The following is a 25,730-nucleotide window of genomic DNA, read 5'->3' on the forward strand; positions in this document are numbered from 1 at the left end:
CAGGCCTGATGCCTCAAAGCTTAGGAACTGACAAGCTTTTCTCGAATCTTTTATATACGCAGTTAGATTAAATCATTAACAAGGATGTGTAATGAGAAATAGAAAATGGATATTTGCGGCTATTTTGCTTATTGGAGGACCTTCATTATTGCCCTTTAGTTTGGAAGTAATCTCAATAATTGAGCTGTTTGGTCTTTTGGGTTTGTGGACAATTTATTCATCTTACGCTGAATATTTGGCGAATCACCCTTGGTTTAAAAGAGGTCTGCGTTTAGCAACCAGTTGGGACTTTCAGCCTCAAATGCTGTTCTCTCTGAGAGAGCTTAGGGCATGTCCACAGTTAGTTTTCCACATGCTTCCTGTTCAAAGTGTGATGATCTGGGCTTTGAACATTATGTTTTGGGCGAGTGTGGCTTGGTGCTACAGAATTTAAGCGAACAAATTGTTCAAGAGGGGTTCGCAACGCATAGCATTTTTACTGTGCGTTGGTTTTAGTGATTAAGGCGGTATGCAGTGGTATCAGTATTGAGTCGCTCACCCGTCAACAAGACGCCAAACAGTAAGGATGATGGATGATTAAAGCACAAATATATGATGTATTTTGTGATGAGTTAGCTCAAGGTAACCCATGTGGCGTTGTCGAACTAAATCACTGGCTGAGTGATTCTGAATTACTTCAAATCACTCATCAGGTCGCTCAACCTGTCACATCATTTGTGGTTCGGTCTGGCACTGACTACCACATTCGCTGGTTTAGCCTAGAAGGAGAGATCAACCTATGCGGACACGGAAGTTTGGGCGCAGGCGCTGCAATCATTTCCAACTATCATCAGAATGAGATCATTCTAAAAAGCCAGTATGGCCATATTACCGTTACTGAACTTTTTGGAATGTACAGGATCGTGATGCCAAGTTGGCAAGCCAAGCCTCATGCCATCCCCTTGGATATTTCAGGTTTTTCCAATCGCCCCGTAGATGCTTTTACAACGCGTGATTTGGTTGTTGTTCTCGAGTCCGAAGATGATGTTGTTCTCTATCAACCTAACTTTGATGAGCTGATTAAAATTGATGAGTTTCATGCGGTCATCGTGACGGCTCAAAGTTCTGATAGTGGCTATGTGCTGCGTTACTTTGCACCTAAAATCGGTATTTCAGAAGATCTTGCCACAGGTTCGGCTCAGTGCTCATTGGCGCCTTATTGGTTTGAAAAGCTAGGCAAAGAAAAATTGACGGCTCGTCAGCTATCTCGTGCTGGTGGTTATTTTGAAGTGGCTCGCGGTTTAGAATCTACGATCGTATTGTCTGCACACGTGAAAAGTCGGACTTGAATGCAAACGCCTCTAGCTCTTACACAAGATCTAGAGGCATCCATTTTTTATTGACTTAAAAGTGCCGAGCTAAGATTTTAACCCGGCAGCGGTCATCATGACGCGAAATAACATAGACACTAACCCTAATGCAGCGACGCTAACGACCCAAATTCCAACCATCCACGCCCATTGGCGGCACCAATTTTTGACTTTCATACTCACTCCTTATCAACTCGTTAATGGTACGCTTCGTCTTCTTTCACTTTTCCAGAGAAGACGTAATAACTCCAAAAGGTGTAAGCCAGAATGATCGGGATGATGATCACCGCTCCAACGAGCATAAAGCGCTGACTGCTTGCAGGAGCCGCTGCTTCCCATATTGATATGCTAGGAGGAATGATATTTGGCCAGATACTGATACCAAGCCCTGCGAACCCGAGAATCACGATCACTAGCGCCATCACGAAAGGGCTGCGCTCTTTACGCTTTTTAACGGAGTCAGCAATCTTCAAACATACCAGTCCAGTAATGACTGGTACGGGCAGTAAGTAGAACAAATTCGGCAGAGAAAACCATCTTTCCGCAATGGTAGGGTAAGCAAGTGGAGTCCAAGCGCTCACAATGACTAATGCGGAGATCATCGCCAGTAGTGTTTTATTAGTGAAGCGGTACATCGTGTTTTGCAGTGCACCTTCCGTCTTCATGATGAGCCATGTGCTACCGAGCAGCGCGTACGTTGCGACTAAACCCAAACCGCAAAAGATGGGAAAAGGGGTAAGCCAGTCTAGTTGGCTACCTACGAAGACGCGGTTTTCCACCGCAAAGCCTTGAATTACCGCGCCAACAACGATGCCTTGGAAAAACGTGGTTAAAATCGATCCGACCATAAAAGAGCGATCCCAGAACTTTAAGTGGCTTTCCAATGCTTTAAAGCGAAACTCAAATGCGACTCCACGAAAGATCAAAGCAATCAACATCAACGTTAAAGGGATGGTTAGCGCTTCAATAATCACCGCGTAAGCCATCGGAAAAGCGCCAAATAGAGATGCGCCTCCAAGCACAATCCAAGTTTCGTTACCGTCCCAAACTGGCGCGACACTGTTGACCATGACGTCTTTTTGTTTTTCATCCTTGATGAAGGGCATCAGTATTCCAATACCCAAATCGAAGCCGTCCATGATGATGTACATCAAAGTGGCAAAAACGATGATCGCGAACCAAATCACGGATAAATCAAAATGCATATTCTCTACCTTAACTTTGTGACAAATTCTAGATGCGGCCTGAAACGGTCGTCATGTCGTGCTCATCGTGCTCGATTGCATCGGGGCCTTTCTTGATTTGGTGGATCATGTAGTAATACCCAAAACCAAACACCAAGCTGTACACAACAAGGAAACACAGCAGGCTGATGCTCATTTGTAGGTCTCCGTGTGCAGAAACCGCATCACGCGTTTTTTGTACGCCATACACGACCCAAGGTTGTCGACCAACCTCTGTCGTAAACCAGCCAGCGAGTATTGCGATAAGGCCAGATGGCCCCATAAATAATGAAAATTTGAGGAACCAACGCGAGGTATAAAGCGTGTTCTTTTTTCGTAACCACATGCTGTAGAAGCTTTGAAAAATCATCAGAAGTCCTAGCCCGACCATGATTCGAAATGACCAAAAGACGATAGGTGAGTTCGGTCGTTCCTCTTTCGGGAAGTCTTTCAGCGCCGGGATTGGCTCAGTTAAACTGTGGCGTAGGATCAAACTTCCTAGAACAGGAATTTCTAAGGCATAGTCTGTGCGTTCTTGTTCCATGTTTGGCATGCCGAACAAAATCAATGGGGTTGGTTTGCCATCACTGTTATCCCAATGTCCTTCGATGGCAGCGATTTTGGCGGGCTGGTGTTCCAGAGTGTTTAGCCCATGCACATCGCCAATCACGGCTTGGAGTGGCGCAAGGAACACTAAGATCCCGAGCGACATCGAAAACATGGTTTTTACCGCAGTCGATTGATTGCCTCTCAATAAATGCCAAGCGGCTGACGCGCCTACAAAGAGTGCTGAACTGACAAAAGCTGCGACGCTCATGTGAGCCAAACGATAAGGAAATGAAGGATTGAAAACGATAGCAAACCAGTCGGTTGGCACCACACGTCCGTCGACAATTTCATAGCCTTGTGGCGTTTGCATCCAACTGTTGGAGGCGAGAATCCAGAAGGTCGAAATGATCGTGCCTAACGCCACCATCGAGGTTGCAAAAAAGTGCAGCTTTTCGCCGACGCGACGCCAACCAAACAGCATCACGCCAAGAAATCCGGCTTCGAGAAAGAAAGCCGTTAACACTTCATAAGTCAGTAATGGGCCAGTGATAGAACCAGCGAAGTCGGAGAAACCACTCCAGTTGGTGCCGAATTGATAGGCCATGACAAGGCCAGATACAACGCCCATCCCAAAGTTAACCGCAAAAATTTTCGACCAGAAGTGATAGAGCTTTTGGTAATCGGGATTACGTGTTTTTAGCCATAAGCCTTCCAGCACGGCGAGATAGGTGGCCAAACCTATGGTGATAGCGGGGAAAATAATATGAAAGGATACCGTGAAGGCGAACTGTATCCGTGCAAGCATAAATGCGTCGAGGCCAAACATTAAACTTCCTTTGATCTTTTAAGTTTTATGAGAGAGCTATTTTAAAAGGAGCGGAATGAGGGAAGTAGGTACAGACAGTGACTATAAACCTATAACAGATTAAATATTGAAGTGTTATTATTTTGAATTCAGCTTTATGGAGGGGGATTTGCGTTTGGCGAAGTATCAAGAGTTAGTGGAACAGCTTAAAAGGCAGATAAAATCGGGGATATGGCATCCGGGTGACAAGCTGCCTTCTCTGCGTCGCCAATCTGAACACTCGGGTTTAAGCTTGATGACGGTGTTGCATGCCTATCAAATTCTGGAATCTCAAGGCTGGGTCACCTCACAGCCGCGCTCTGGTTATCGAGTCGCTCCCAATATTAAGAGTTCAAATGAACCCCAAGCGCCAGCCGCGGTTTCGTGGACAGAACAGGTAGACATCAATGAATTTATCTTTGATGTGCTGCAAGCGAGTAAAAATCCATCCATGATCAATTTTGGCTTTGCCTATCCAGATCCAAGTTTGTACCCACGCTATCACGTGAATCGGGCGATGAGCGCAGCCGCTCGCAATATGCCGATTTCTACCGCCTTTGATAACTTACCGCCGGGAAACGAACAATTACGCACCATCATCGCGAAGCGTTATGCTGCGAAAGGCATTGAAATTTCACCCGATGAAATTGTTATTACGGCAGGCGCGCTGGAGGCGTTAACGCTCAGTTTGCAAGCCTGCACAAGACCGGGAGATTGGGTGGTTGTGGAGTCGCCTGCATTCTACGGTGCATTGCAATCCTTAGAGCGGTTAGGTTTGAAAGCGCTCTCAGTAAGAACAGACCCAATCACGGGCATTGACCTAGACTCATTGGAACGAGCGCTGCAAACACACGATGTGAAAGCATGTTGGTTGATGTCGAACTTCCAAAATCCTCTGGGTTTTACGCTCACCAACGAGAAAAAACAAAAGCTGATTGAGCTGACACAGCGATATAACGTACCAGTGATTGAAGATGATGTGTACAGCGAACTGCATGCAGGGAATGACTCGGTCTACCCACTAAGAATGTTTGATGACACGGGCAATGCCATGTTGTGCTCCTCGTTTTCAAAATCATTAATCGCAGGGCTACGTATTGGTTGGGTTGCGGCGGGAAAGCGGGCGCTAGAGGTACAAAAGTTACAGCTAATGAGTACATTAGCGACGAGTGCACCAGTGCAAATGACATTGGTGCATTATTTAACAAGCCGCAATTATGAATCGCATTTGAAGCAGTTACGGAAAAAGCTGTTTGAACGTAAAAGTAAGATGACGGATCTGCTTAGTGAGCTGTTACCTGAAGAAGTCAAAGTGTTAAGCCAAAGCGGCGGGTACTTTATTTGGTTAGAGCTTCCCAAGCATATCGACGCCTTGCAGATATATCGAGAAGCGCTAAAAGATAATATCAGCATCGCACCGGGAAAGATGTTCAGCCTGACAGAACAATACGATCACTGTATTCGTCTTAACGCTTCTTTTGAGCTCAATGACAAATATGTTCATGCTCTCAATCTGCTCGCTAATATTATTCGCGATCATTTGGCGAAATAGCGACTTTCTTCAGTTTTTTGGTTTAATGGAGCGCGCCGGATTTCCAACAACTCGATCGCCCGGCGCAACGTCTTTGGTTACGACAGAGCCAGCGCCGACGACGGCCTCATCACCAATGGTCACGCCTGGCAGTATGATAGCGCCCCCACCAATCCAAACGTTATTGCCGATTTTTACCGGTTTGGCGATCTCATCTCCGGCTAAGCGTCTTTGCGTATCGAGTGAATGAGCGGCTGTGTAAATTTGCACTCTAGGCCCAATCATGACGTTCGCGCCAACCTCAACCTGTCCATTGTCCAGAATAATGGCATCCCAGTTGATGTAGGTGTTTTCTCCGATGGACAAGTGACAACCGTAGGTAAGTTGTAGCGGTGGCTCTATACAGGCGCTATTTTTTAATTGGACGCCCATTTCCGCCAATAGCTGTCTACGGATATCTGGGTTTGGTTCGTGGTTAAACTGGAAGACAAGCTGCGCAGTTTTGGCGCGCATTAGCTTTAGTTCTTCATCCAGACAATTATAGGTTTCTCCAGAGCGCATCCGAGTCAGTTCTGACATAACAATCATTCCATCAATATAAATTGCAATAAGGTGCATAATAATAAGTGAGAGTGATTCGAAGTGAAAATTTGACGCTTAAAAATCAGAAAGTTATCACTGATTTGCCTTGCGTATCCAGTTGGTTGATTGGCTCGTTTAGTTCACAAAGACGTGCTCCCTAAATGGCTTAATCGGTTGAAGCCAAAGTGGGAAACCACTCGAAGCGTTTTACGTAGATTACAATATAGTTAATAAGAAGAACTTAGTTGAGCCGCTTGCGCTATCGATTGACCTAAAAATTTAAGACTTATGCGCTCTGGCTTGCTGGCAACGATGAATCAAGAGTGAGCTCTTTATGTTCGAACGGGTCATTTCATTTTTAGAAACAACGCTGTTTACCTTTAACGAACAACCTATCACGTTATGGGCGATATTGATGGTGCCGACATGGGTGATTGTCGCTTTATGGTTATCAAAAATTTTGATCAAAACCGTTACGTCAAGAATGTCCTCATCGGGGAAAGACCCAAACGTGATTCATTTGGTTAAACGGATATTATTTGTCATCGCTCTCGCCATTATTTTTATGACCACACTTTCGATGATCAATGTGCCAATTACCGCGTTTGCCTTTCTGTCTGGTGCCATCGCTATCGGCTTCGGTTTTGGTGCGCAAAACATCATTAACAACTTCATAAGTGGCTGGATTTTGATTGGTGAAAAGCCAATTCGAATTGGGGACTTTTTAGAGGTTGAGGGCGCCAAAGGCACTGTCGAGCAAATAAATACACGTTCAACGAGAATCAGACGAACCGATGGTGTTCATATGCTCATACCCAACAGTCAGTTGATTGAGAACGTGGTGATCAACTGGACGTTATGCGACAGATTAGTTCGTGGTTCGGTCGTCGTCGGCGTCGCGTATGGGAGCGATGTCAAACAGGTTGCTGCCTTAATGGCGGAAGTGACTTCGCAGCAAGCGCAAGTTCTGAGTTCGCCAGCGCCAGATGTGTTTTTTCAAGACTTTGGTGACAATGCTTTGATCTTCGAATCTTATTTTTGGATTAACTCAACGGTTGAGGGCGGTATTCGCTCGGTCGCAAGTGCCATGCGTTTTGAAATCTACGAAGCTTTCGAAAAGCATGGCATTGAAATCGCGTTTCCACAACGAGATGTGCACATTGATGGGCAAATCAAGTTGTCTAGGGAGAGAAACGGATAGGGCGATAAGCGGTATTGGTGTTCTTATCTTGGTGTCGAGTAACCATAGCGAGGCGGTCACAACACGGATTCACCTCGCTAGAAACCAGTTTGAAGGCGTTATTGGTTGTCCCACATGACTTCGCATTCTTCTTTGATTGCTGATTTTAGCAACTCAATCAGTGGAAACGCTCTGCGTCCTAGGCTTACCGCGGGCTCTGCTTGTTCTTCCTCTTCGTCTACATCAGTAGGGAGGTTTTCTTCAGCTGCATTTTTCGCAGATAGAGCAGAAGTTAATCTTGATAGCGCGTCAGGAACATCTTGAGCGGAAATTGATCCCGGCACCGTGCCGCTGTGACCCATCATTTTGAGCATATCTAATGCAATATCACCAAACATTGTGACGTTTGAGTGGCTTCGACAACGAAATGTTATGAGCATTTACCTGATCCTGTTTTATATGTTCGGTTTGAAACTAAATTGTAGCTGAAATCAGATACTAATTAATGTGATGAAGACCGTTGAGCGTTAAGGTTTTTATGAGTAACAACAAAAAACGGGCACGTACGTCTGCATGCCCGTTGAAATACATTACCTGATTGGTTGTTGATGATTTACAAGCTATACGGATCGCCCAGAGCTAATGCGACCCTAGAAGCAGGAGACTTTCCTAACGCACGGCAAATTTGCCAACCCGCTTCATTGATGACGCCAAGGTCAACGCCTGTTTCAATCCCAAGTTGCTCACACAGATAAAGTACATCTTCCGTTGCAACATTGCCACTGGCTCCTTTCGCGTAAGGGCAGCCGCCGAGCCCCGCTACTGCGCTATCAATGGTGTTGATGCCCATTAACAAGGCTTGGTAGATATTGGCTAATGCTTGTCCATAAGTGTCATGAAAATGTACTGCGAGCGCGTCTTTTGGCAGTAGCGTTAACAACGAATCCAGCATGGCGATAACGCGATTAGGCGTTGCTTTACCGACAGTATCACCGAGCGAAATCTCATAACATCCCATATCAAACAACGTATTGGCGACCTTGGTAGTTTGCTCTGGCTTGATTACTCCCTCATATGGACACACCATGGTACAAGACAAGTACCCGCGTACAGGAATGTTGTGCTGGTTCGCCAATTCGATAACGGGTTCAAATCGAGCGAGACTTTCGGTAATGCTGCAGTTGATGTTCTTCTGGCTGAACGTTTCTGAAGCGGAGCCAAACACCGCAATTCGCTTTACACCGCTTTCCAGCGCACGTTCTAACCCTGCGAGATTTGGTGTGAGCGCGCTATAAACCACTTCAGGCTTTTTTGAGATACCAGCAAACACCTGATCGGAATCGGCCATTTGAGGCACCCACCTTGGAGAGACGAAAGATCCCGCCTCAATATGCTTTAAGCCACTGCTGCTTAGTTGGTTAATCAAACGGATTTTATCAACCAGCGTCACTGCCGTTTCATTTTGCAGACCATCACGAGCGCCGACTTCGACGATATTAACCTTCGCTGGTAGCATATTCGCGCTCCTTATCTTCACTGACGTTATCCGATATCAAAGACAAATTCAGCAGGATGGAACCGTGCTGTACTTGGTCCCCGTGCTGATAAAACAATTCGTCGACTTTTGCTGCTACCGGAGCCGTGATGGTGTATTCCATTTTCATTGCTTCGAGTACCAAAAGCGGATCGCCCGCCGCCACTTCGTCACCTTTAGCCACCATAACTGCTGAAATTATGCCGTTGAGTGGTGCGGTTGGACTTAGTTCATCATCTACATCTTTTGCAGAGTCAAAGTTAGGTTGATGAGCGAACGTGCGCTGCTGACCAAGATAAAATAGTGTTGTCTTTTGTTCGTTGCTAAGTGCATTAAAGGTGTAACGCACATTATCAATATCGACGATAAACTGGTTGTCACTTTCAAGCAGGATGACCTGATGCAGCTCCTCACCACATCGGACAGTGAAGTGAGTTCCTGCATCTTGCGATGATTGTTGCAAACGTACCTGATGGTTGGCATTGGCATCCGTGAAGTTAAATCGGTAAACGTTGTCAACTGACAGTCTAAAACCTCGTCTGGTTGGCGCGGGTAACGTTGAGCTGTCTGATTTTGAAATGAGATCATTCCAGCGAGCAACCGCCGCCAATGTAAGCCAGATTGAATCCGACACGTCTTGCTGCTCATTTATGCCTTGTTGATGTGTGACGATGAAACCTGTATCGAGCTCAATCTCGGCAAAGGCTGGCTGCGAAATAATACTGTGCAGATAACCAATGTTTGTCGTTACTCCACGTACGTGATATTGAGTTAACGCCTGCTTAATCTGCTTTAGAGCGATATCACGAGTTTGCCCCCAGACGATCAGTTTGCTGATCATTGGATCGTAATATTCGCTGATGCTATCGCCTTGGGTAACACCACTATCGACGCGTACGCACGCTAGGCGCACACTACTGTCTGATACGGGTTCTTTTAAGTAATCAATGCGGCCAGTCGACGGCATAAAGTCATTGTCTGTATCTTCTGCGTAAATTCGCAGCTCAATTGAATGGCCGTTGTGGGTGATTTCAGATTGCGAAATAGGTAAATGCTCGCCAGCTGCAACTTTGAATTGCCACTCCACCAAATCAACGCTGGTGATCAATTCAGTGACAGGGTGTTCAACTTGCAGACGGGTATTCATCTCCATGAAGTAGAATTGACCTCGGCTATCGAGTAAGAACTCCACCGTGCCCGCGCCAACATAGTCGATCGCTTGAGCGGCCTGAACCGCAGCTTCACCCATTTGTTTACGCAGTTCATCACTAAGACCGGGAGCTGGTGCTTCCTCCACAACTTTTTGGTGACGGCGTTGAATGGAGCAATCGCGATCAGAAAGATAGACACAGTTGCCATGTTGGTCAGCAAATACCTGAACTTCAACGTGGCGAGGCTGCAATATGCATTTTTCGATTAGAAGCCGCTTGTCGCCAAAGCTTGAAAGTGCTTCACGCTGCGCACCGTCGATGGCCAGCGGCATTTCGGCTGCGCTATTGACTACTCGCATGCCTTTACCGCCACCCCCTTGGGTTGCTTTAAGCATCACTGGGTAACCGATTTTTTCAGCTTCCGCTAATAAGTGCTCTACGCTGTTGTCTGTGCCGTGATAGCCGGGAACCAAGGGCACGTTCGCCTCAGACATGATGGCTTTGGCTTGCGACTTCGAACCCATTGCTTCAATTGCGCTGGTGGAAGGGCCAATAAAGGTGATGCCATTTTCGCTGCACGCTTTGGCTAGTTTCGGGTTCTCGGAAAGAAAACCATACCCAGGGTGGATAGCATCGGCTTGCCATTTTTTCGCAGCGCCGATAATCGCATCGATATCGAGATACGATTCACTCGCAGGAGCGGGGCCAATGAATTCAGCGAAATCCGCTTGTTTAACATGTAAGCTGCTGCGATCCGCTTCGGAATAGACGGCTACCGTCTCGATAGCCATGCTTTTTGCGGTTTTAATGATTCGGCAGGCAATTTCACCGCGGTTTGCGATCAGTATTCTTTTAAACATGATTCCTCCAATTGGCGGCGCGCTTTTCAAAAAATGCAGCTAGTCCTTCTTGTCCTTCACTGGACACGCGAGCGGTTGCAATAGCTTGGCTGGTGTATTCAATTAATGAATGATCGATAGGTTGGTTATCACAGCGTAAACAAAGTGCTTTTGCAGCCTGCATGGCTTGTGGACCGTTGTTGAGCAGGTGATCAATGGTGCGATTGACGGCTTCACGTGGTTGAGCGTCTATCTGATGAAGAATACTCATCGATAGCGCGGTTTCGGCATCAATCAGTTCCGCGGTTAAAAAGTAGCGTCGGCTTTGTCGTTGTCCAATCGCTCGGATTACGTAAGGTCCGATGGTGGCGGGTAACAAACCGAGCTTCACTTCACTCAAACAGAAGCGGCTTTCAGGTGTACCAATAGCGATATCGCAGCAGCAGATAAGCCCAAGTGCGCCGCCAAATGCAGCGCCATGCACCATAGCAATAGTCGGTTTGCTAAAGGTATCCAGCGTATGCAAAAGTTTTGCTAGTTGCTGTGCGTCTTGCAGGTTTTCACTCTCGGTTTTGGTGGCCATTGACTGCATCCAGCCAAGGTCTGCACCCGCAGAAAAGTGTTTCCCTTGTGCCGTTAATACTAACGCGCGTAGAGAGTCGTCTCGCTCAAGTTGTTCCAAGGTTTCGATAAGTGAAGCAATTAATTCATCATTAAACGCGTTGTGTTTTTCTGGTCGATTGAGGCTTAACCAGGCAACGCCATTGCTGTCTTTTTCAAGCAGTAGTCCGGTCATGTGACTTCCTTTGTCTGACATTTCAGTCTGTATTTCAATGCTCGCTAACCATTACTTGTTAAACATCGGTATTCGCGAGGAGTTAAGGTTTGCCTTGCATCCGACTACATACGGAAGATGCCAAATTTACTGTCTGGTATGGGCGCATTAAGCGCAGCAGACAGAGCAATGCCGACAACATCACGGGTTTTCGCAGGGTCAATAATGCCGTCGTCCCACAGGCGTGCACTGGCGTAGTATGCATGGCTTTGAGTCTGATATTGCTCCGCAATTGGACGTTTGAACGCTTCTTCTTCCTCTACGCTCCAGCTTTCACCTTTGCGAGTTTTGATATCGCGGGTCACTTGCGCCATCACGCCAGCCGCTTGCTCTCCACCCATGACGGAGATGCGCGCGTTTGGCCACATCCACATCATGGTTGGATCATAAGCGCGGCCACACATGCCGTAGTTCCCTGCGCCATACGAGCCACCAATAACCACGGTAAACTTCGGCACGTCTGCACACGCAACAGCAGTTACCATTTTCGCACCATGTTTGGCGATGCCTTCGGCTTCGTACTTCTGACCGACCATAAAGCCCGTGATGTTCTGTAAGAAGAGCAGAGGAATTTTGCGTTGTGCGCATAGCTCAATAAAATGCGCGCCTTTTTGTGCTGATTCCGAAAATAGAATGCCGTTGTTAGCGACAATGCCAATCGGCATACCGTGAATATGGGCAAAGCCACAGACCAAGGTTTCGCCGAACAAGGCTTTAAATTCATCGAACTGGGAATCATCAACAATTCGGGCAATGACCTCTTTAACATCAAACGGCTTTTTGAGATCGGTTCCGACGATGCCGTACAGCTCTTGGGCAGGAAAACGCGGCTCCAGTGGCGTTTTTTGCTTGAGTTGGACGGGTTTCAAGTGGTTAATTTGAGAAACCGCTTGTCTTGCCAACTCTAACGCGTGGTGATCATTTTCTGCGTAATAGTCCGCCACGCCAGAGGTGCGACAGTGAACGTCTGCGCCACCAAGATCTTCCGCGCTGACTTCTTCACCTGTCGCTGCTTTTACAAGAGGTGGACCTGCCAAAAAAATCGTGCCTTGTTCTTTGACTATGATGGATACGTCGCACATGGCAGGAACATAAGCGCCGCCAGCGGTACATAGCCCCATGACCACCGCAATTTGTGGAATGCCTTTGGCCGACATACGGGCTTGGTTGTAGAAAATACGGCCAAAATGGTCTTTATCTGGGAATACCTCATCTTGGCGGGGTAGGTTAGCGCCGCCAGAGTCGACTAAGTAAACACACGGCAGTTGGCATTTTTCTGCAATTTCTTGTGCTCTTAAGTGCTTTTTCACGGTGAGTGGGTAGTAACTGCCGCCTTTTACCGTCACGTCGTTCGCGACGATCATGCACTCAGTGCCGTCAATCACACCCACACCTGCAACCACTCCAGCACATGGAACGTAATCTGGATACACATCCCAGCCAGCAAATTGACCAATTTCTAGAAAGGACGAACCAGGGTCGAGTAGGGCAAGAATGCGCTCACGTACCGGAAGTTTGCCTTTCTTCTGCTGATGCTCGCGGGCTTTCTCACCGCCACCATCTTCTATTTGGGCAGTCACGGTATAAAGTTGATCTACAAGTGACGCCATAGAGCGGTAGTTTTCCTGATACTGCTCTGAATGGGTGTTAATATTGGTCGTCAAACAAGCCATAAATAGCCGATCTCCATTCGGTAGACGGGTGACACCACCCGTTTTTATTTAGGTTGAATAAGATTTAGATTGAATAAGGAAGTTGTTTCGAGTTAGAACGCCTAGGTATGACTATTAAGCGCTTTCGTTAAACAATTCGCGACCAATAAGCATGCGGCGAATTTCTGAAGTGCCCGCACCGATTTCATACAGCTTGGCATCTCGCAACAAACGGCCCGTATCAAACTCGTTGATGTAGCCGTTACCGCCAAGTAGTTGAATCGCATCCAGTGCCATCTTGGTTGCCAGCTCTGCGCTGTAGAGGATCGCGCCAGCAGAATCTTTACGTGTGGTTTCACCACGATCACAAGCGGCAGCGACGGCGTAAACATACGCTTTAGCGGCATTCATTTGTGTGTACATATCCGCGATTTTTGCTTGAACTAGCTGGAATTCACCGATGGATTTACCGAACTGTTTACGGTCGTGAATGTAAGGCACAACGATATCCATACACGCCTGCATGATGCCAAGTGGGCCGCCTGCAAGCACCACACGCTCGTAGTCGAGGCCGCTCATCAATACTTTCACGCCTTGGTTTTCTTCGCCGAGAATATTTTCCGCAGGGACTTCGCAGTTTTGGAAGACCAGCTCACACGTATTCGAGCCGCGCATACCCAACTTGTCGAGTTTTTGTGCTTGAGTAAATCCAGGGAATCCGCGTTCCACAATAAATGCCGTGATGCCTTTGGAGTGCTGGCTTGGGTCGGTTTTTGCGTAGACAACATAGGTGTGTGCATCAGGGCCGTTGGTGATCCACATTTTGTTGCCGTTTAGCAGGAAAATATCGCCTTTACGTTCGGCTTTAAGCTGCATAGAGACCACATCAGAGCCGGCGCCGGGTTCACTCATAGCAAGGGCGCCGATATGTTCACCGGAGATGAGCTTAGGTAGGTATTTCTCTTTTTGCGCTTGTGTGCCGTTACGGTGGATTTGGTTGACGCAAAGGTTGGAGTGAGCGCCGTAACTTAACGCAACCGAAGCGGATGCTCGGCTGATTTCTTCCATAGCGATAACGTGGGCGAGATAGCCCATGCCTGCACCACCAAACTCTTCGCTGGTGGTCACACCTAAAAGACCCATGTCACCTAATTTGGACCAAAGATGGTTTGGAAAGTCGTTAGTTTGGTCGATAGATTGCGCTAGCGGCGCAATTTCTCTTGCAGCAAAACTATTGATTTGCTCGCGAAGCAAATCGGTATTTTCGTCATAAACAAAGTTTAGGGAAGAGTAGGTAGATTTCATTGCGTGTCCTTGCCTTTACGTCACCTACATCCCAGAGTTGAGGTGTTAGGTGACTTTTTCGCCTTTCATGGATCTCAGTGTGTTTTGGCATCGCAACTGCGCAGCATTTAACTCCATCATTACCGCTTGAATGTCGTTTGCTTGCTGTTGCAATGCTGCCTTCTTCTCTTCGATCAACCGAATCATATAGTTCAACTGCTCAGTACTTTGATCGGTATCGTAGAGTTCAAATAACTCTTTGATATCTGCAAGAGAAAAGCCCAATCGCTTACCTCGCAAAATCAGTTTTAGTCGAATTCGATCACGACCATTGTAGATTCGAGTGTTGCCTTTACGTTCTGGAGTTAGGAGACCTAAATCTTCGTAGAAGCGAATGCTTCGAGTAGTAATGTCGAACTCTTTCGCGAGCTCGCTGATCTTAAATGTGTTCATTCCTTAACCTTACGACTTTCGTATAACATTTACATGAATATACAGTTCGTTAACGTTAAAGTAAATAAACAACATCCACTCTTGAGCCTTGATATCACTCGCATTTACTCGAAATCAAAGAATCACTCGAACAAACAATAACCTCAAACTTGACGTTAACGTAAATGTTAGTATAGTTATGACGTAAACGTCAACAAAAGGTTAATGGAATGAAAAATGAAACATGGATTGTTGCCGCTAAGCGAACGCCTATCGGCTCTTTTCAAGGTGCATTAGCTTCAACAGATGTCACGGAACTCGGTGCGAAAGCCATTCAAGGGGCGCTAGCCGAAAGCCAACTCGATGTGCACAAAATAGACGAAGTGTTGATGGGATGCGTTTTACCCGCCGGTGTGGGGCAAGCGCCTGCAAGACAAGCAAGTCTTAAAGCTGAAATGCCACAATCGATTGGTTGTACGACACTGAACAAGGTTTGTGGATCGGGTATGAAAACCGTCATGCTGGCATATGACCTTATTCAATCTGGCAATGCGCATGCTGTCATCGCTGGTGGCATGGAAAACATGTCGTCTTCTCCTTATCTATTAAAGAAAGCGCGTGATGGTTTCCGTTTAGGTCACGAGCAAGTGCTTGATCACATGTTTTATGACGGGTTGCAGGATGCCTACCAAGGCGAGCTGATGGGTGTCTTTGCAGAACAGACGGCGCAAAAGTATCAGTTCAGCCGTGAAAGTATGGATGCCTGGGCGCAACAGTCGTTGACTCGTGCGCAGAAAGCAATCGAACAAGGTTTGTTCAAAGAAGAGATCGTGCCTGTTAACGTAAAAAGTCGACGCGGCGAAACCTTGGTTGTAGACGATGAGCAACCGAGTAAACTCGACGTCACTAAAATTCCTACCTTACGCCCTGCGTTTGCTAAAGATGGCGGCGTAACGGCAGCCAACTCAAGTTCTATTTCTGATGGTGCATCGGCAATGATCTTAGTCGATAGTGAGTTTGGCCGTCAGGAAAACCTTCAACCTCTAGCCAAAATTGTCGCGTACAGCACGCATGCAAGACAGCCTGATGAGTTCACCATCGCCCCCGTCTTCGCAATTGAAACGCTGTTGGAAAAAACGGGCTGGGACAAATCAGACGTGGACCTTTGGGAAATCAATGAAGCTTTTGCTGTCGTGACTCAATACGCGGTGAAAGCTCTTGAACTGGACGAGAGCAAAGTGAACCCTCGCGGAGGGGCTTGTGCGCTGGGGCATCCAATAGGCGCAAGTGGCAATCGAATCCTTGTCACTTTGATTCATGCGCTAAAACAAACTGGTGGTAAGCGTGGCGTTGCATCGCTTTGTATTGGCGGCGGCGAAGCTACCGCTATCGCGATTGAAATCTGCTAAATCACTCTCAACAAAGTTTCACTTACATAACAGTAGTCAGTAACAAGCTGAAAAATACAAGGATGTCATCATGACAGAACAAGTAAAGCAGTATATCGGTGGTGAATTTGCCATCTCCGATTCAAAACAATGGCTAGATGTAACCAACCCGGCAACCAACGAAGTGATTGCACAAGTACCTTGTGCCACGGAATCGGAAATGAATGCGGCAATTGCCAGCGCAACAGAAACGTTCAAACGCTGGAAAGAAGTTGCAGCACCGGAGCGTGCTAGATTGATGTTGCGTTACCAACATTTGCTAAAAGAGCAACACGATGAGTTGGCGATACTGCTTTCAAGTGAGACAGGCAAAACCCTCGCGGATGCAAAGGGTGACATTTGGCGTGGGATTGAAGTCGTAGAACAAGCGGCGAACATTTGTAGCTCAATGATGGGCGAAACGGTGGAAAACGTCGCGACCAATATTGATGGTTACTCTTACATTCAACCGCTCGGTGTTTGTGCTGGCATCACACCGTTTAACTTCCCTGCGATGATCCCATTGTGGATGTTCCCGATGGCGATCGCTTGTGGCAACACCTTTATTCTAAAACCTTCGGAACAAGTTCCGCTGACTGCAATGAAATTGGCAGAGCTATTTGAACAAGCTGGTGCACCAAAAGGCGTATTGCAAGTTGTTCACGGGACCAAAGAGCAAGTCGACCGCATTCTGACTGATCCAGTTGTTCGTGCGATCTCTTTTGTTGGCTCTGTGCCCGTTGGTGAGTACATCTACAAAACAGGTACAGACAACCTGAAACGCGTGCAGTCATTTGCAGGTGCTAAGAACCACATGGTCATCATGCCGGATGCAAACAAACAGCAAGTCATCAATAACCTAGTTGGCGCGTCAGTTGGTGCTGCAGGCCAACGCTGTATGGCGATTTCGGTTGCCGTATTTGTCGGCGAAACCAAAGAATGGATTCCAGAGCTTAAAGAGGCGTTAGCTCAGGTTCAGCCTGGCGCGTGGGATGATGAAACCGCCGGTTATGGTCCACTGATTAGCCCTCAAGCGAAGCAGCGAGTGGTGAATCTGATTAATGAAGGCAAAGCGTCAGGCGCGAATTGTGTTCTGGACGGGACAGACTGCCAAGTACCTGGCTTCCCGAACGGTAACTGGGTGGGGCCAACACTGTTTACCAACGTGACCACAGACATGTCGATTTATCAGGAAGAAATTTTCGGGCCTGTACTGTTAACTATGGAAGTGGATGACCTAGATGAAGCGATTGAACTGATCAATGTAAACCGCTTTGGTAATGGTACGTCTATTTTCACGGCGAACGGCGCTGCCGCGAGAAAGTATCAACACAATATCGAAGTAGGTAACGTAGGAATCAACGTACCGATTCCAGTGCCATTGCCATTTTTCTCATTTACTGGGTGGAAAGGCAGCTTCTACGGCGACCTGCATGCTTACGGTAAACAAGCGGTTCGCTTCTACACCGAGACGAAAACTGTCACCGCGCGTTGGTTTGAAGATGACATTCCAAGCGGTCCAAACATGACCATTCAACTTAGCTAATTACTGGATTAGCGACACCTCTAGCCAAGCGCCACCGTTTAAGTGGGCTTGGCTCGGATACAAATGCAACGAATTAGACCTTAGGACTTCAAGATGGATTTTGAATTAAACGAAGATCAACTCGCGTTTGCCGAAGTAGCAAAGCAGTTTGCAGACCAAATGTTAGCGCCTCATGCGGCCGAGTGGGATGAAAACCATCACTTCCCTAAAGATGTACTGCGTCAAGCAGGTGAGCTTGGTTTTCTGAGCATCTATACGCCTCCAGAGCATGGTGGTTTGGGATTGTCTCGTTTGGATGCGGCGATCATTTTCGAGCAGTTGGCTATGGGTTGTACCGCGACTACTGCGTTTATGACCATTCACAACATGGCGACGTGGATGATCACCAGCTTTGCCAAAGCCGAAGTGGCGCAGCAATTTAGCGCGGATCTAATTTCGGGTGAAAAGCTCGCTTCCTACTGTTTAACCGAACCTAATGCCGGCTCTGACGCCGCTTCTCTAACGACTAGCGCAGTGCGTGATGGCGATGAGTTTGTCCTCAATGGCGCAAAAGTGTTTATCTCTGGCGCGGGTGATACAGATGTATTGGTCGTGATGGCGCGTTCGTGTGGTGAAGGAGCGGGTGGCGTTTCTGCATTCGTTGTTCCTGCTGATTGCGAAGGCATTAGCTACGGTAAAAAAGAAGCCAAAATGGGTTGGAACTGCCAGCCAACTCGCATGATTACCTTCGAAAATGTCCGCATTCCGGCTGACTATCTGTTGGGTGAAGAGGGAGAAGGCTTTAAGTTCGCCATGCTTGGTCTGGATGGTGGTCGAATCAATATCGCTACTTGTTCCGTCGGTACTGCGCAACAAGCACTGAACGAAGCCAAGCAATACATGAACGAACGCAAACAGTTCGGCCGTTCACTGGCGCAATTTCAAGCGTTGCAGTTCAAGCTTGCTGATATGGCGACTGAGCTGGTCGCTGCGCGTCAAATGGTGCGACTCGCTGCCGCTAAACTCGATGCCCAGCACGCAGAAAAAAGTGCGTACTGTGCCATGGCAAAACGCTTTGCTACTGATGTGGGCTTTAAAGTCTGCGATCAGGCGCTGCAAATTCACGGTGGCTATGGCTACATCAAAGAATATCCAGTCGAGCGCCATTTCCGAGACGTTCGTGTTCACCAAATCCTTGAAGGTACCAACGAAATCATGCGTCTGATCGTCGCAAGACGATTACTAACGGAAGGCGTTGAGCTGCTTTAGTCAGCGAGACACAGCCTTACCTAAAGAAATTAAAAAGGACTGAAAGATTATGACGGCACAAATCAAATTAGAGCGCGAAGCGCATATTGCCAAGCTCACGATTAGTAATCCGCCAGCGAACACTTGGACGCTTGAGTCTTTGAATCAGCTAAAAGAGTTGGCAATTGAACTTAGTAATGATCGCTCTATTTATGCGTTGGTTTTAACAGGCGAAGGCGAGAAATTCTTTTCTGCTGGAGCAGATCTTAATAACTTTGCATCGGGTGATAAATCACAAGCAGCAAACATGGCGTTCGCATTTGGTGAAGCGTTTGAAGCGCTTTCTGCATTCGATGGGGTTTCTATCGCAGCGATTAATGGCTATGCGATGGGCGGCGGTCTGGAAGTGGCGATGGCGTGTGACATTCGTATCGCAGAAGAACAAGTACAAATGGCACTTCCTGAAGCATCGGTAGGTTTGTTGCCGTGTGCGGGTGGGACGCAAAACCTGACCGCGTTGGTAGGTGAAGGTTGGGCGAAGCGTATGATCCTGTGTGGCGAGCGTGTGACGGCCGAGCGAGCGGAAAAAATTGGGTTAGTCGAAGAGGTGGTAGCGAAAGGTCAAGCACTCGAAGCGGCTATGGAGCTAGCACAGCGTGTTGCAGGTCAATCACCGAAATCTGTGTCTGCGTGCAAAACGCTAATTCAAGGTCGACGCAGCCAAACTCATGCAGCTGGATTGGTTTTGGAGCGTGAACTGTTTTTACAGCTGTTCAATACACAAGATCAGACTGAGGGTGTGAATGCGTTTTTGCAAAAGCGCAAGCCACAATGGACAAACAGCTAGCGGAGGCCAAATGACAGGTACAGTAAATGTTTCAAAACTTGAGTGCGCTGATGGCTCTATTATTGGTGTGCTAGAGCTTGATAACCCAGCAGCTCTCAACGCGTTGAGTTACGTGATGATTGAGAAGTTGTACAAACAGCTTAATGAATGGCAAACGGACGACAGCGTCATCGCGGTATTCTTGCATGCTCAAGGTGAAAAAGCGTTTTGTGCTGGTGGTGATATTCAAGTGATCTACCGTGCACTTGAAAACAAAGAGCAAGACTTTGATTCTGCGTTTTCAGCGATGGAAACCTTCTTTGACCTCGAATATCGCTGTGACCATCTTATTCATACTTATCCAAAACCGATCATCGCGTGGGGACATGGTTATTTGATGGGCGGGGGAGTTGGCCTGTTTATGGGTGCCAGCCATCGCGTAGCAGAAACCACCACACGCTTTGCAATGCCAGAGATTAAAATTGGCCTTTACCCAGATGTAGGCGCGACGTACTTCCTGAACCAGTTGCCAAAACATTTGGCACTGTTCTTAAGTTTGACTGCTTGCCAAATTACCGCAACAGATATGAAAGCGTTGGGGTTAAGCCAATGGATTGCACAGCCAGAAAACAAGCAAGTGCTGCTGGATCTGCTTGCATCGGTAAGTTGGAAAGGTGAAGCGAACATCAACGAAAAAATCGCCACTACGCTGCGTTCGGTACACGTGGACGAGCCAACCGAAGGGATGTTGATGCCCTATGCGGAATTGATTGAGCAGTTATGTTCGGGTGACTTAGCGTCAATTGTTGATGCAATCAGCCGTGCTAACGTTGATAACAAGTGGTTCGTCAATGCGCAGAAGTCACTGAACTATGGCAGTCCGTTGTCGCTCAGTATCACTTATCAGCAGTTAACGCAGTATCAAAACCTCTCTTTGAAAGCGTGTTTTGATATGGAATTTAACCTAACACTACGTTGTGGCTTAGAAGGTGATTTTAGAGAAGGGGTTCGTGCGCTGATTATTGATAAAACCAATCAACCGACTTGGCAACATCGCACGGTTTCTGACGTAACGCCACAAGTTTTGGAGCGCTTCTTCTCGCCAATTGACTCAGCAGAATACCCACTGACCGCATCGTCGGTAGCTATAGCGGCACTTTAGTACAAGGAAGAAATACGATATGGACAAAATTGCATTTATTGGCCTTGGTAACATGGGTGCGCCTATGGCTAAGAATCTACTTAAAGCGGGCTTGAACGTCGAAGTATTTGATTTGAACCCAAACGCAGTTGAGGAGTTGACCGCATTGGGCGCTTCAAGTGCCGATTCCGTTCAGCAGGCAGTACAAGGTGTTGATGTGGTTGTCACTATGCTGCCAGCGAGCCAACACGTTCAAAGCGTTTATCTTGGTCAAGATGGCATATTAGATAGCGTCGAATCAGGCACCTTGCTGATTGATTCATCCACCATCGATCCTGCGACTGCTCGTTTGGTTGGCGAAAAAGCATCGCAACTTGGTATCAGTTTTGTTGATGCACCAGTATCTGGTGGCGTTGCGGGCGCAGCAGCAGGTACGTTAACTTTCATTGTTGGCGGCTCGCAAGAGAACTTTGTTCAAGCCAAAGCGGTGCTTAGCCACATGGGTAAAAACATCTTCCATGCGGGCGATGTTGGAGCTGGTCAGGTCGCGAAGATCTGCAATAACATGATGTTGGGCATTTTGATGAGCGGCACTTGTGAAGCACTAAATTTAGGGATGGAAAACGGACTCGATCCCAAAGTGCTTTCCGACATCATGTTGCAAAGTTCAGGGCGTAACTGGGCGCTAGAGCTTTATAACCCTTGTCCAGGTGTGATGGAAAATACGCCTGCAAGCAATGGTTATCAAGGCGGCTTTATGAGCCAGTTAATGGCTAAAGATCTGGGTCTTGCGATGGAAGCGGCGGTTGCCAGTCAAACATCAACGCCAATGGGCAGCTTGGCTCGTAATCTGTTTAATTTTCACAACGGTCAGGGCAACGGGCAAAAAGATTTTTCAAGCTTGTTTGAGTTCTACCAAAAGCAAAATCAGGCCTAAGGAGCGCTTATGGAGTTAGCAAATAAGGTCATTGCGATCACGGGGGCAGGGCAGGGGCTGGGTAAACAAATGGCACTGTCACTGGCGGAAAATGGCGTTCATCTTGCGCTTATCGACCTCAATTCAGAGCAACTGGCTGAAACGAAAGCGGAATGTGAATCTCTCGGCGTTACCGCTCGTTTTTATGTGACAAACGTGACTGACGAACAGCAGGTGTGCACTGCTTTTGAGCAAATTGAGGCAGATTTCAAGCAGCTCAATGGCGTTATCAATAACGCAGGTATTATGCGTGATGGTATGTTCATTAAAGTCAAAGATGGTCAGGTTAACACGATGTCGCTGGAACAATTTCAGTCTGTTCTAGATGTGAATGTAACAGGCACTTTCCTGTGTGGCCGTGAAGCGAGCAAGGTAATGCTGAACACCGATAGCAAAGGGGTTCTGATCAACATATCCAGCGTTGCGCGTGCCGGGAATATTGGTCAAACCAACTATTCAGCATCTAAAGCGGCGGTAGCCACCATGGCAACGGTGTGGGCGAAAGAGTTAGGGCGTTTCGGAATTCGCTCAGTGGCGATTGCTCCGGGTGTCATCAAAACTGCCATGACAGACCAAATAAAACCTGAAGCGATGGAACGTTTAATCGGAATGATTCCGGTTGGACGTTTAGGTTTGGCGGATGAAATTTCATCGACCATAAAATACGTGTTAACCAACGAATTCGTGACCGGACGAGTGTTTGAAGTCGATGGCGGAATGCGAATGTAACCCCCTCTGCAACATAAAAAAAGGGGAGCGAGTTTGATTGTCCGCTTCCTTCCACTTTCTTCTTTCTTTTATTGCTTCTATCTGAAAAATGTATTGGATGCATGGTCGACTGCTATCTCATCGAACGGTATAAAAATTGATTCTATTTCTTATGTGAATGGTTAGTTCTATATTGCTTGTCATGTAAATGTATCAACTCACAACTAAGACGATCTTTTGTCTCACTAACGAGATCGTTATTCTTGGTGTGTAAAAAACACTCTCATTGGTTGTATTGTGACCGAAAACTATTTCGGCATCTAAAGATGGTGATTTATTATTCAGCGCAAAATACATGGGAATATGAGGCTGACTGAATAACCTTCAGTTGTCTTAATAATAAATAATCAGAATTCTCAATTACACTGAAGTAACTACCCATTAGGGAAGAGCAATAATGTCACTATTTCATTCGCTTAGGACGATGCCGCTATTATTGGGGTGTCTGTGTTTTTCTGTTCAGGCATCCACAGAAAAGGTGGAACAGGAAGGTAAGTTTTTACAGTCGTTAGAAGGCATCGAAAATCAAATTTACGCATTACCTCAGAGTTCTTTAGCTTTGATTGAAGCGTTAGAAGAAGAGTCTTTACTACAAAACCAACCAACAGCGCTGTTGGTGCGTTACTGGCTTGCCAAGGCCACGGTTTTAGAGCTGCTAGGGCGCTTAGAAGAGAGTCAGAGTGTCGTTCGAAAAGGATTGGAGCTTGTGCGTCCACAGAGCCATGAGTATCTCCTGTTTAAGTTGATTCAGATGCGAACTATGGTTGGAAAGAGCGATATCGATACCGCGCTTTCTGCGTTGGATAGCTTGTTGGAAACATCGCGTGAGAATGGTGATAAGCAACTTGAATCAGAAATCCTGTTGCTAAAAGGACGCTATTACGATGAGCAAGGTGAGTTTAAAAAATCCTATGCTGCACTTATGTCGTCCATGGATGCGGCTGAATCTTCAGGTGTTCACGGGCTGGTCGAACGTGCAGCACTAGAGCTAGGTGACGTACTTGTCAAAATTCAGGGTTACGACCGATCTGAGGCGCTTTTGGAACAAGCATATCGCTATTTTAGGGATAGGCGTATGTCGTTCAATGAGTTGTTGAGCGTTTTGACGATAGCGAAACTTCATAAAGCACAGTTCCAATACGAAGAGGCGATAGCGTCATATCAGCGAGCGTTAAAGCTGGCTCAAATTATCGGTGATGGACGCTTTAGATTTCGAGTTAACCTTGAACTTGCAGCTTTATATCGCGAGACGAATCAAGAAAAGAAGATGGTTAACCACTTGAAGCTGGCGGAGAATTTACAGTACAGAGAAACGTCTAGCGCGTATTTGGCAACATTTAAGTTGTTACAAGCCGAATATATGTTAGAGCAGCAGCAATTTGAAATACTTTTAGCGATGATCGCACCAATGCTGCCGGAGATTATAGATAGTCGATACGTCAAGCAACAGCAAATGGAGCTACTAAAAGTCGCCGCTATGGCCTATGCGGGAAGCAATGACTTTAAACTAGCATTCGAAACTTACGGTAACTATCACGATAAATTTATCCAATTTAGCAATCAAAGAGAAGTTGAAAATCTTGAGCGCCAGCAGACGTTATTTGAGTTGGAACGACTTGAATATGAAAACGAAGATCTCAATTGGAACAATGTGTTGCAGCGTATGGAGCTAGAAAATAACCGTCGTACTTTTTACTTATTGGGTGAAGCGCTACTTGCGCTCATCGGTGTTCTATTTTTGATGGCGGTAGTATTTCTCGTCGTCAATCGCTCGCGTTTGAGAATGCGTCGCCTCGCAAAGACAGACACATTGACAGGGTTGTTCAATCGCCGTTTTTTAGAGGACTGGTTCACTATGCCAGTAGAAGTGAGGCGTGAGCGAAAAGAGAAACCGGTACCTCAATCTAAGCAAGAAAAAATACAACACTTTGTTTTTGAGCAAGTCGAGCAAGTTAAGTACGGTTATCTAGCTTTAAATAAATGGGTAGATAGCAAACTCGATAAACAGAAAATGGTGCCAAATAAACCACAATCGGGGCCAGTAACTTTAGCGTTAATCGATGTGGATTATTTCAAGCAGGTAAATGATACCTATGGGCATGTGTTTGGAGATACCGTACTAACGGGCGTTGCCAAAGTGTTGGAGGAAACTGTACGTGAAAACGACATTGTTGCTCGCTTTGGTGGTGAAGAGTTTGTTGTTGTTATGCCCAATACAGGCCATGAAAACGCCCTTATTACTGCCGAACGTTTACGTAGCGCTTTATCCCTACATGGCTTTGTTACGGAACAGAAAGAAGAAGTGAGAGTGACCTGTAGTTTTGGAGTCGTTACCACTGAAGATAATGAGATGAGTTTTAAATCACTTTGCGATCAGGCCGATAAATTGCTTTATCAAGCGAAAGCGAACGGACGCAACTGCGTGAAAGGTCGCTCGCTAGCGTAACAGAAATCAAAAGTTCAGGCTCATCGCACGATGAATCTGAACTTATCCCTCCCATTTACTTTGATAGCCAAGTGACTTTGAGATCCTTGTTTCGAATATAAAACGCTGAATCTAACATCTTAAAGTCACTTGGCGATATTACTTAAAAATGGCTTAAGGATATCGAATCGCATATTCATGGCGTTCAATATAACCTCTCTTTTTGTCTCCTTCACCTTCAAAGTGCGAATGCCACTTGTGTCTACAAAACTATAACAAACTAGTGTGTCTATTCTTTGTACAAAAAAACCGTGTACAGGTGAAATGATTAGTGGTCGATATAAATTTTTTGTGGCACAGATTTTTGTTGTTCAAAAATCAACTCGTTCATCATCGTTTTAAAAATAGA

At 46.6% G+C, this 25,730-nt stretch carries 23 protein-coding genes; 12 read left to right on the forward strand and 11 right to left on the reverse strand.

Annotated elements, in window-relative coordinates; genetic code table 11:
- Positions 1-91: 91 nt before the first annotated feature.
- Both R7P69_RS06490 and R7P69_RS06495 read left to right on the forward strand, forming a co-directional pair.
- Positions 92-433 carry a hypothetical protein gene (locus R7P69_RS06490; RefSeq protein ID WP_054577804.1) on the forward strand — a complete coding sequence of 114 codons (342 nt, stop codon included), beginning with the start codon at positions 92-94 and terminating at the stop codon, positions 431-433.
- Between the two features lie 139 nt (positions 434-572).
- Positions 573-1,328, forward strand: a complete 756-nt coding sequence (locus R7P69_RS06495) for a PhzF family phenazine biosynthesis protein (protein WP_170893166.1) — start codon at positions 573-575, stop codon at positions 1,326-1,328.
- Between the two features lie 69 nt (positions 1,329-1,397).
- Here the strand turns inward: R7P69_RS06495 and R7P69_RS06500 are convergent, their stop codons facing one another.
- From R7P69_RS06500 to R7P69_RS06510, 3 genes are read right to left on the reverse strand one after another with little or no spacing between them, the layout of a single operon-like run.
- Entirely contained in the window at positions 1,398-1,526 is a 129-nt protein-coding gene (locus tag R7P69_RS06500; protein ID WP_017447407.1) for a DUF2474 domain-containing protein, read from the reverse strand.
- Between the two features lie 20 nt (positions 1,527-1,546).
- On the reverse strand, positions 1,547-2,554 hold the full coding sequence (gene cydB / locus R7P69_RS06505) for a cytochrome d ubiquinol oxidase subunit II (RefSeq protein ID WP_033906439.1): 1,008 nt from the start codon (positions 2,552-2,554) through the stop codon (positions 1,547-1,549).
- A gap of 28 nt (positions 2,555-2,582) precedes the next feature.
- Positions 2,583-3,947 (reverse strand): cytochrome ubiquinol oxidase subunit I, encoded by a 1,365-nt coding sequence (locus tag R7P69_RS06510; RefSeq protein WP_005477080.1) that lies wholly within the window; start codon positions 3,945-3,947, stop codon positions 2,583-2,585.
- A gap of 136 nt (positions 3,948-4,083) precedes the next feature.
- Here R7P69_RS06510 and R7P69_RS06515 point away from each other — a divergent pair, with 136 nt between their 5' ends.
- A complete protein-coding gene (locus tag R7P69_RS06515; RefSeq protein WP_275269529.1) occupies positions 4,084-5,517 on the forward strand; it encodes a PLP-dependent aminotransferase family protein in 1,434 nt (477 codons plus the stop codon).
- A 9-nt stretch (positions 5,518-5,526) separates the two neighbouring features.
- Here the strand turns inward: R7P69_RS06515 and R7P69_RS06520 are convergent, their stop codons facing one another.
- A complete protein-coding gene (locus R7P69_RS06520) occupies positions 5,527-6,075 on the reverse strand; it encodes a sugar O-acetyltransferase (RefSeq protein WP_005373259.1) in 549 nt (182 codons plus the stop codon).
- A 337-nt stretch (positions 6,076-6,412) separates the two neighbouring features.
- Here R7P69_RS06520 and R7P69_RS06525 point away from each other — a divergent pair, with 337 nt between their 5' ends.
- On the forward strand, positions 6,413-7,279 hold the full coding sequence (locus R7P69_RS06525; protein WP_005373258.1) for a mechanosensitive ion channel family protein: 867 nt from the start codon (positions 6,413-6,415) through the stop codon (positions 7,277-7,279).
- A gap of 98 nt (positions 7,280-7,377) precedes the next feature.
- Here R7P69_RS06525 and R7P69_RS06530 read toward each other — a convergent pair whose 3' ends face one another.
- The 7 genes from R7P69_RS06530 to R7P69_RS06560 all read right to left on the reverse strand — a co-directional run bounded on the left by R7P69_RS06530 (position 7,378) and on the right by R7P69_RS06560 (position 15,006).
- Positions 7,378-7,698 (reverse strand): DUF1840 domain-containing protein, encoded by a 321-nt coding sequence (locus R7P69_RS06530; protein ID WP_005373256.1) that lies wholly within the window; start codon positions 7,696-7,698, stop codon positions 7,378-7,380.
- Positions 7,699-7,871: 173 nt separating this feature from the next.
- Entirely contained in the window at positions 7,872-8,774 is a 903-nt protein-coding gene (locus R7P69_RS06535; protein WP_062731026.1) for a hydroxymethylglutaryl-CoA lyase, read from the reverse strand.
- Positions 8,755-10,803 carry an acetyl/propionyl/methylcrotonyl-CoA carboxylase subunit alpha gene (locus tag R7P69_RS06540; protein WP_238952712.1) on the reverse strand — a complete coding sequence of 683 codons (2,049 nt, stop codon included), beginning with the start codon at positions 10,801-10,803 and terminating at the stop codon, positions 8,755-8,757. Before R7P69_RS06540 ends, R7P69_RS06535 begins: the two co-directional genes overlap by 20 nt.
- Positions 10,796-11,578, reverse strand: a complete 783-nt coding sequence (locus R7P69_RS06545) for an enoyl-CoA hydratase-related protein (RefSeq protein ID WP_180804722.1) — start codon at positions 11,576-11,578, stop codon at positions 10,796-10,798. Before R7P69_RS06545 ends, R7P69_RS06540 begins: the two co-directional genes overlap by 8 nt.
- A 104-nt stretch (positions 11,579-11,682) precedes the next feature.
- The gene (locus R7P69_RS06550) at positions 11,683-13,290 is read right to left on the reverse strand and encodes a carboxyl transferase domain-containing protein (protein ID WP_053304724.1); all 1,608 of its coding nucleotides are present in this window, start codon (positions 13,288-13,290) and stop codon (positions 11,683-11,685) included.
- A 114-nt stretch (positions 13,291-13,404) separates the two neighbouring features.
- The gene (locus R7P69_RS06555; RefSeq protein WP_005373245.1) at positions 13,405-14,574 is read right to left on the reverse strand and encodes an isovaleryl-CoA dehydrogenase; all 1,170 of its coding nucleotides are present in this window, start codon (positions 14,572-14,574) and stop codon (positions 13,405-13,407) included.
- A 45-nt stretch (positions 14,575-14,619) separates the two neighbouring features.
- A complete protein-coding gene (locus R7P69_RS06560) occupies positions 14,620-15,006 on the reverse strand; it encodes a MerR family transcriptional regulator (protein ID WP_005373242.1) in 387 nt (128 codons plus the stop codon).
- Between the two features lie 209 nt (positions 15,007-15,215).
- Between R7P69_RS06560 and R7P69_RS06565 the strand changes: the two genes are divergently transcribed.
- From R7P69_RS06565 to R7P69_RS06600, 8 genes are all read left to right on the forward strand, one after another.
- Complete coding sequence (locus R7P69_RS06565) at positions 15,216-16,394, forward strand: thiolase family protein (RefSeq protein WP_213903279.1); 1,179 nt, start codon at positions 15,216-15,218, stop codon at positions 16,392-16,394.
- Between the two features lie 70 nt (positions 16,395-16,464).
- On the forward strand, positions 16,465-17,958 hold the full coding sequence (locus R7P69_RS06570) for a CoA-acylating methylmalonate-semialdehyde dehydrogenase (RefSeq protein WP_238952711.1): 1,494 nt from the start codon (positions 16,465-16,467) through the stop codon (positions 17,956-17,958).
- A 93-nt stretch (positions 17,959-18,051) separates the two neighbouring features.
- Complete coding sequence (locus R7P69_RS06575; RefSeq protein ID WP_005373226.1) at positions 18,052-19,206, forward strand: acyl-CoA dehydrogenase family protein; 1,155 nt, start codon at positions 18,052-18,054, stop codon at positions 19,204-19,206.
- A 49-nt stretch (positions 19,207-19,255) separates the two neighbouring features.
- Positions 19,256-20,032 carry an enoyl-CoA hydratase gene (locus R7P69_RS06580; RefSeq protein ID WP_017633670.1) on the forward strand — a complete coding sequence of 259 codons (777 nt, stop codon included), beginning with the start codon at positions 19,256-19,258 and terminating at the stop codon, positions 20,030-20,032.
- Between the two features lie 10 nt (positions 20,033-20,042).
- A complete protein-coding gene (locus tag R7P69_RS06585; RefSeq protein ID WP_238952710.1) occupies positions 20,043-21,173 on the forward strand; it encodes an enoyl-CoA hydratase/isomerase family protein in 1,131 nt (376 codons plus the stop codon).
- 19 nt (positions 21,174-21,192) lie between these two features.
- Complete coding sequence (gene mmsB, locus R7P69_RS06590; protein ID WP_033906449.1) at positions 21,193-22,089, forward strand: 3-hydroxyisobutyrate dehydrogenase; 897 nt, start codon at positions 21,193-21,195, stop codon at positions 22,087-22,089.
- 9 nt (positions 22,090-22,098) lie between these two features.
- Complete coding sequence (locus R7P69_RS06595; protein ID WP_033906450.1) at positions 22,099-22,857, forward strand: SDR family oxidoreductase; 759 nt, start codon at positions 22,099-22,101, stop codon at positions 22,855-22,857.
- Positions 22,858-23,320: 463 nt separating this feature from the next.
- Complete coding sequence (locus R7P69_RS06600) at positions 23,321-25,342, forward strand: diguanylate cyclase (RefSeq protein WP_373921190.1); 2,022 nt, start codon at positions 23,321-23,323, stop codon at positions 25,340-25,342.
- Positions 25,343-25,730: the final 388 nt, after the last annotated feature.

Origin of the sequence: Vibrio sp. 661 (assembly GCF_033339315.1) — a bacterium.
GTDB lineage: Bacteria > Pseudomonadota > Gammaproteobacteria > Enterobacterales > Vibrionaceae > Vibrio > Vibrio alginolyticus.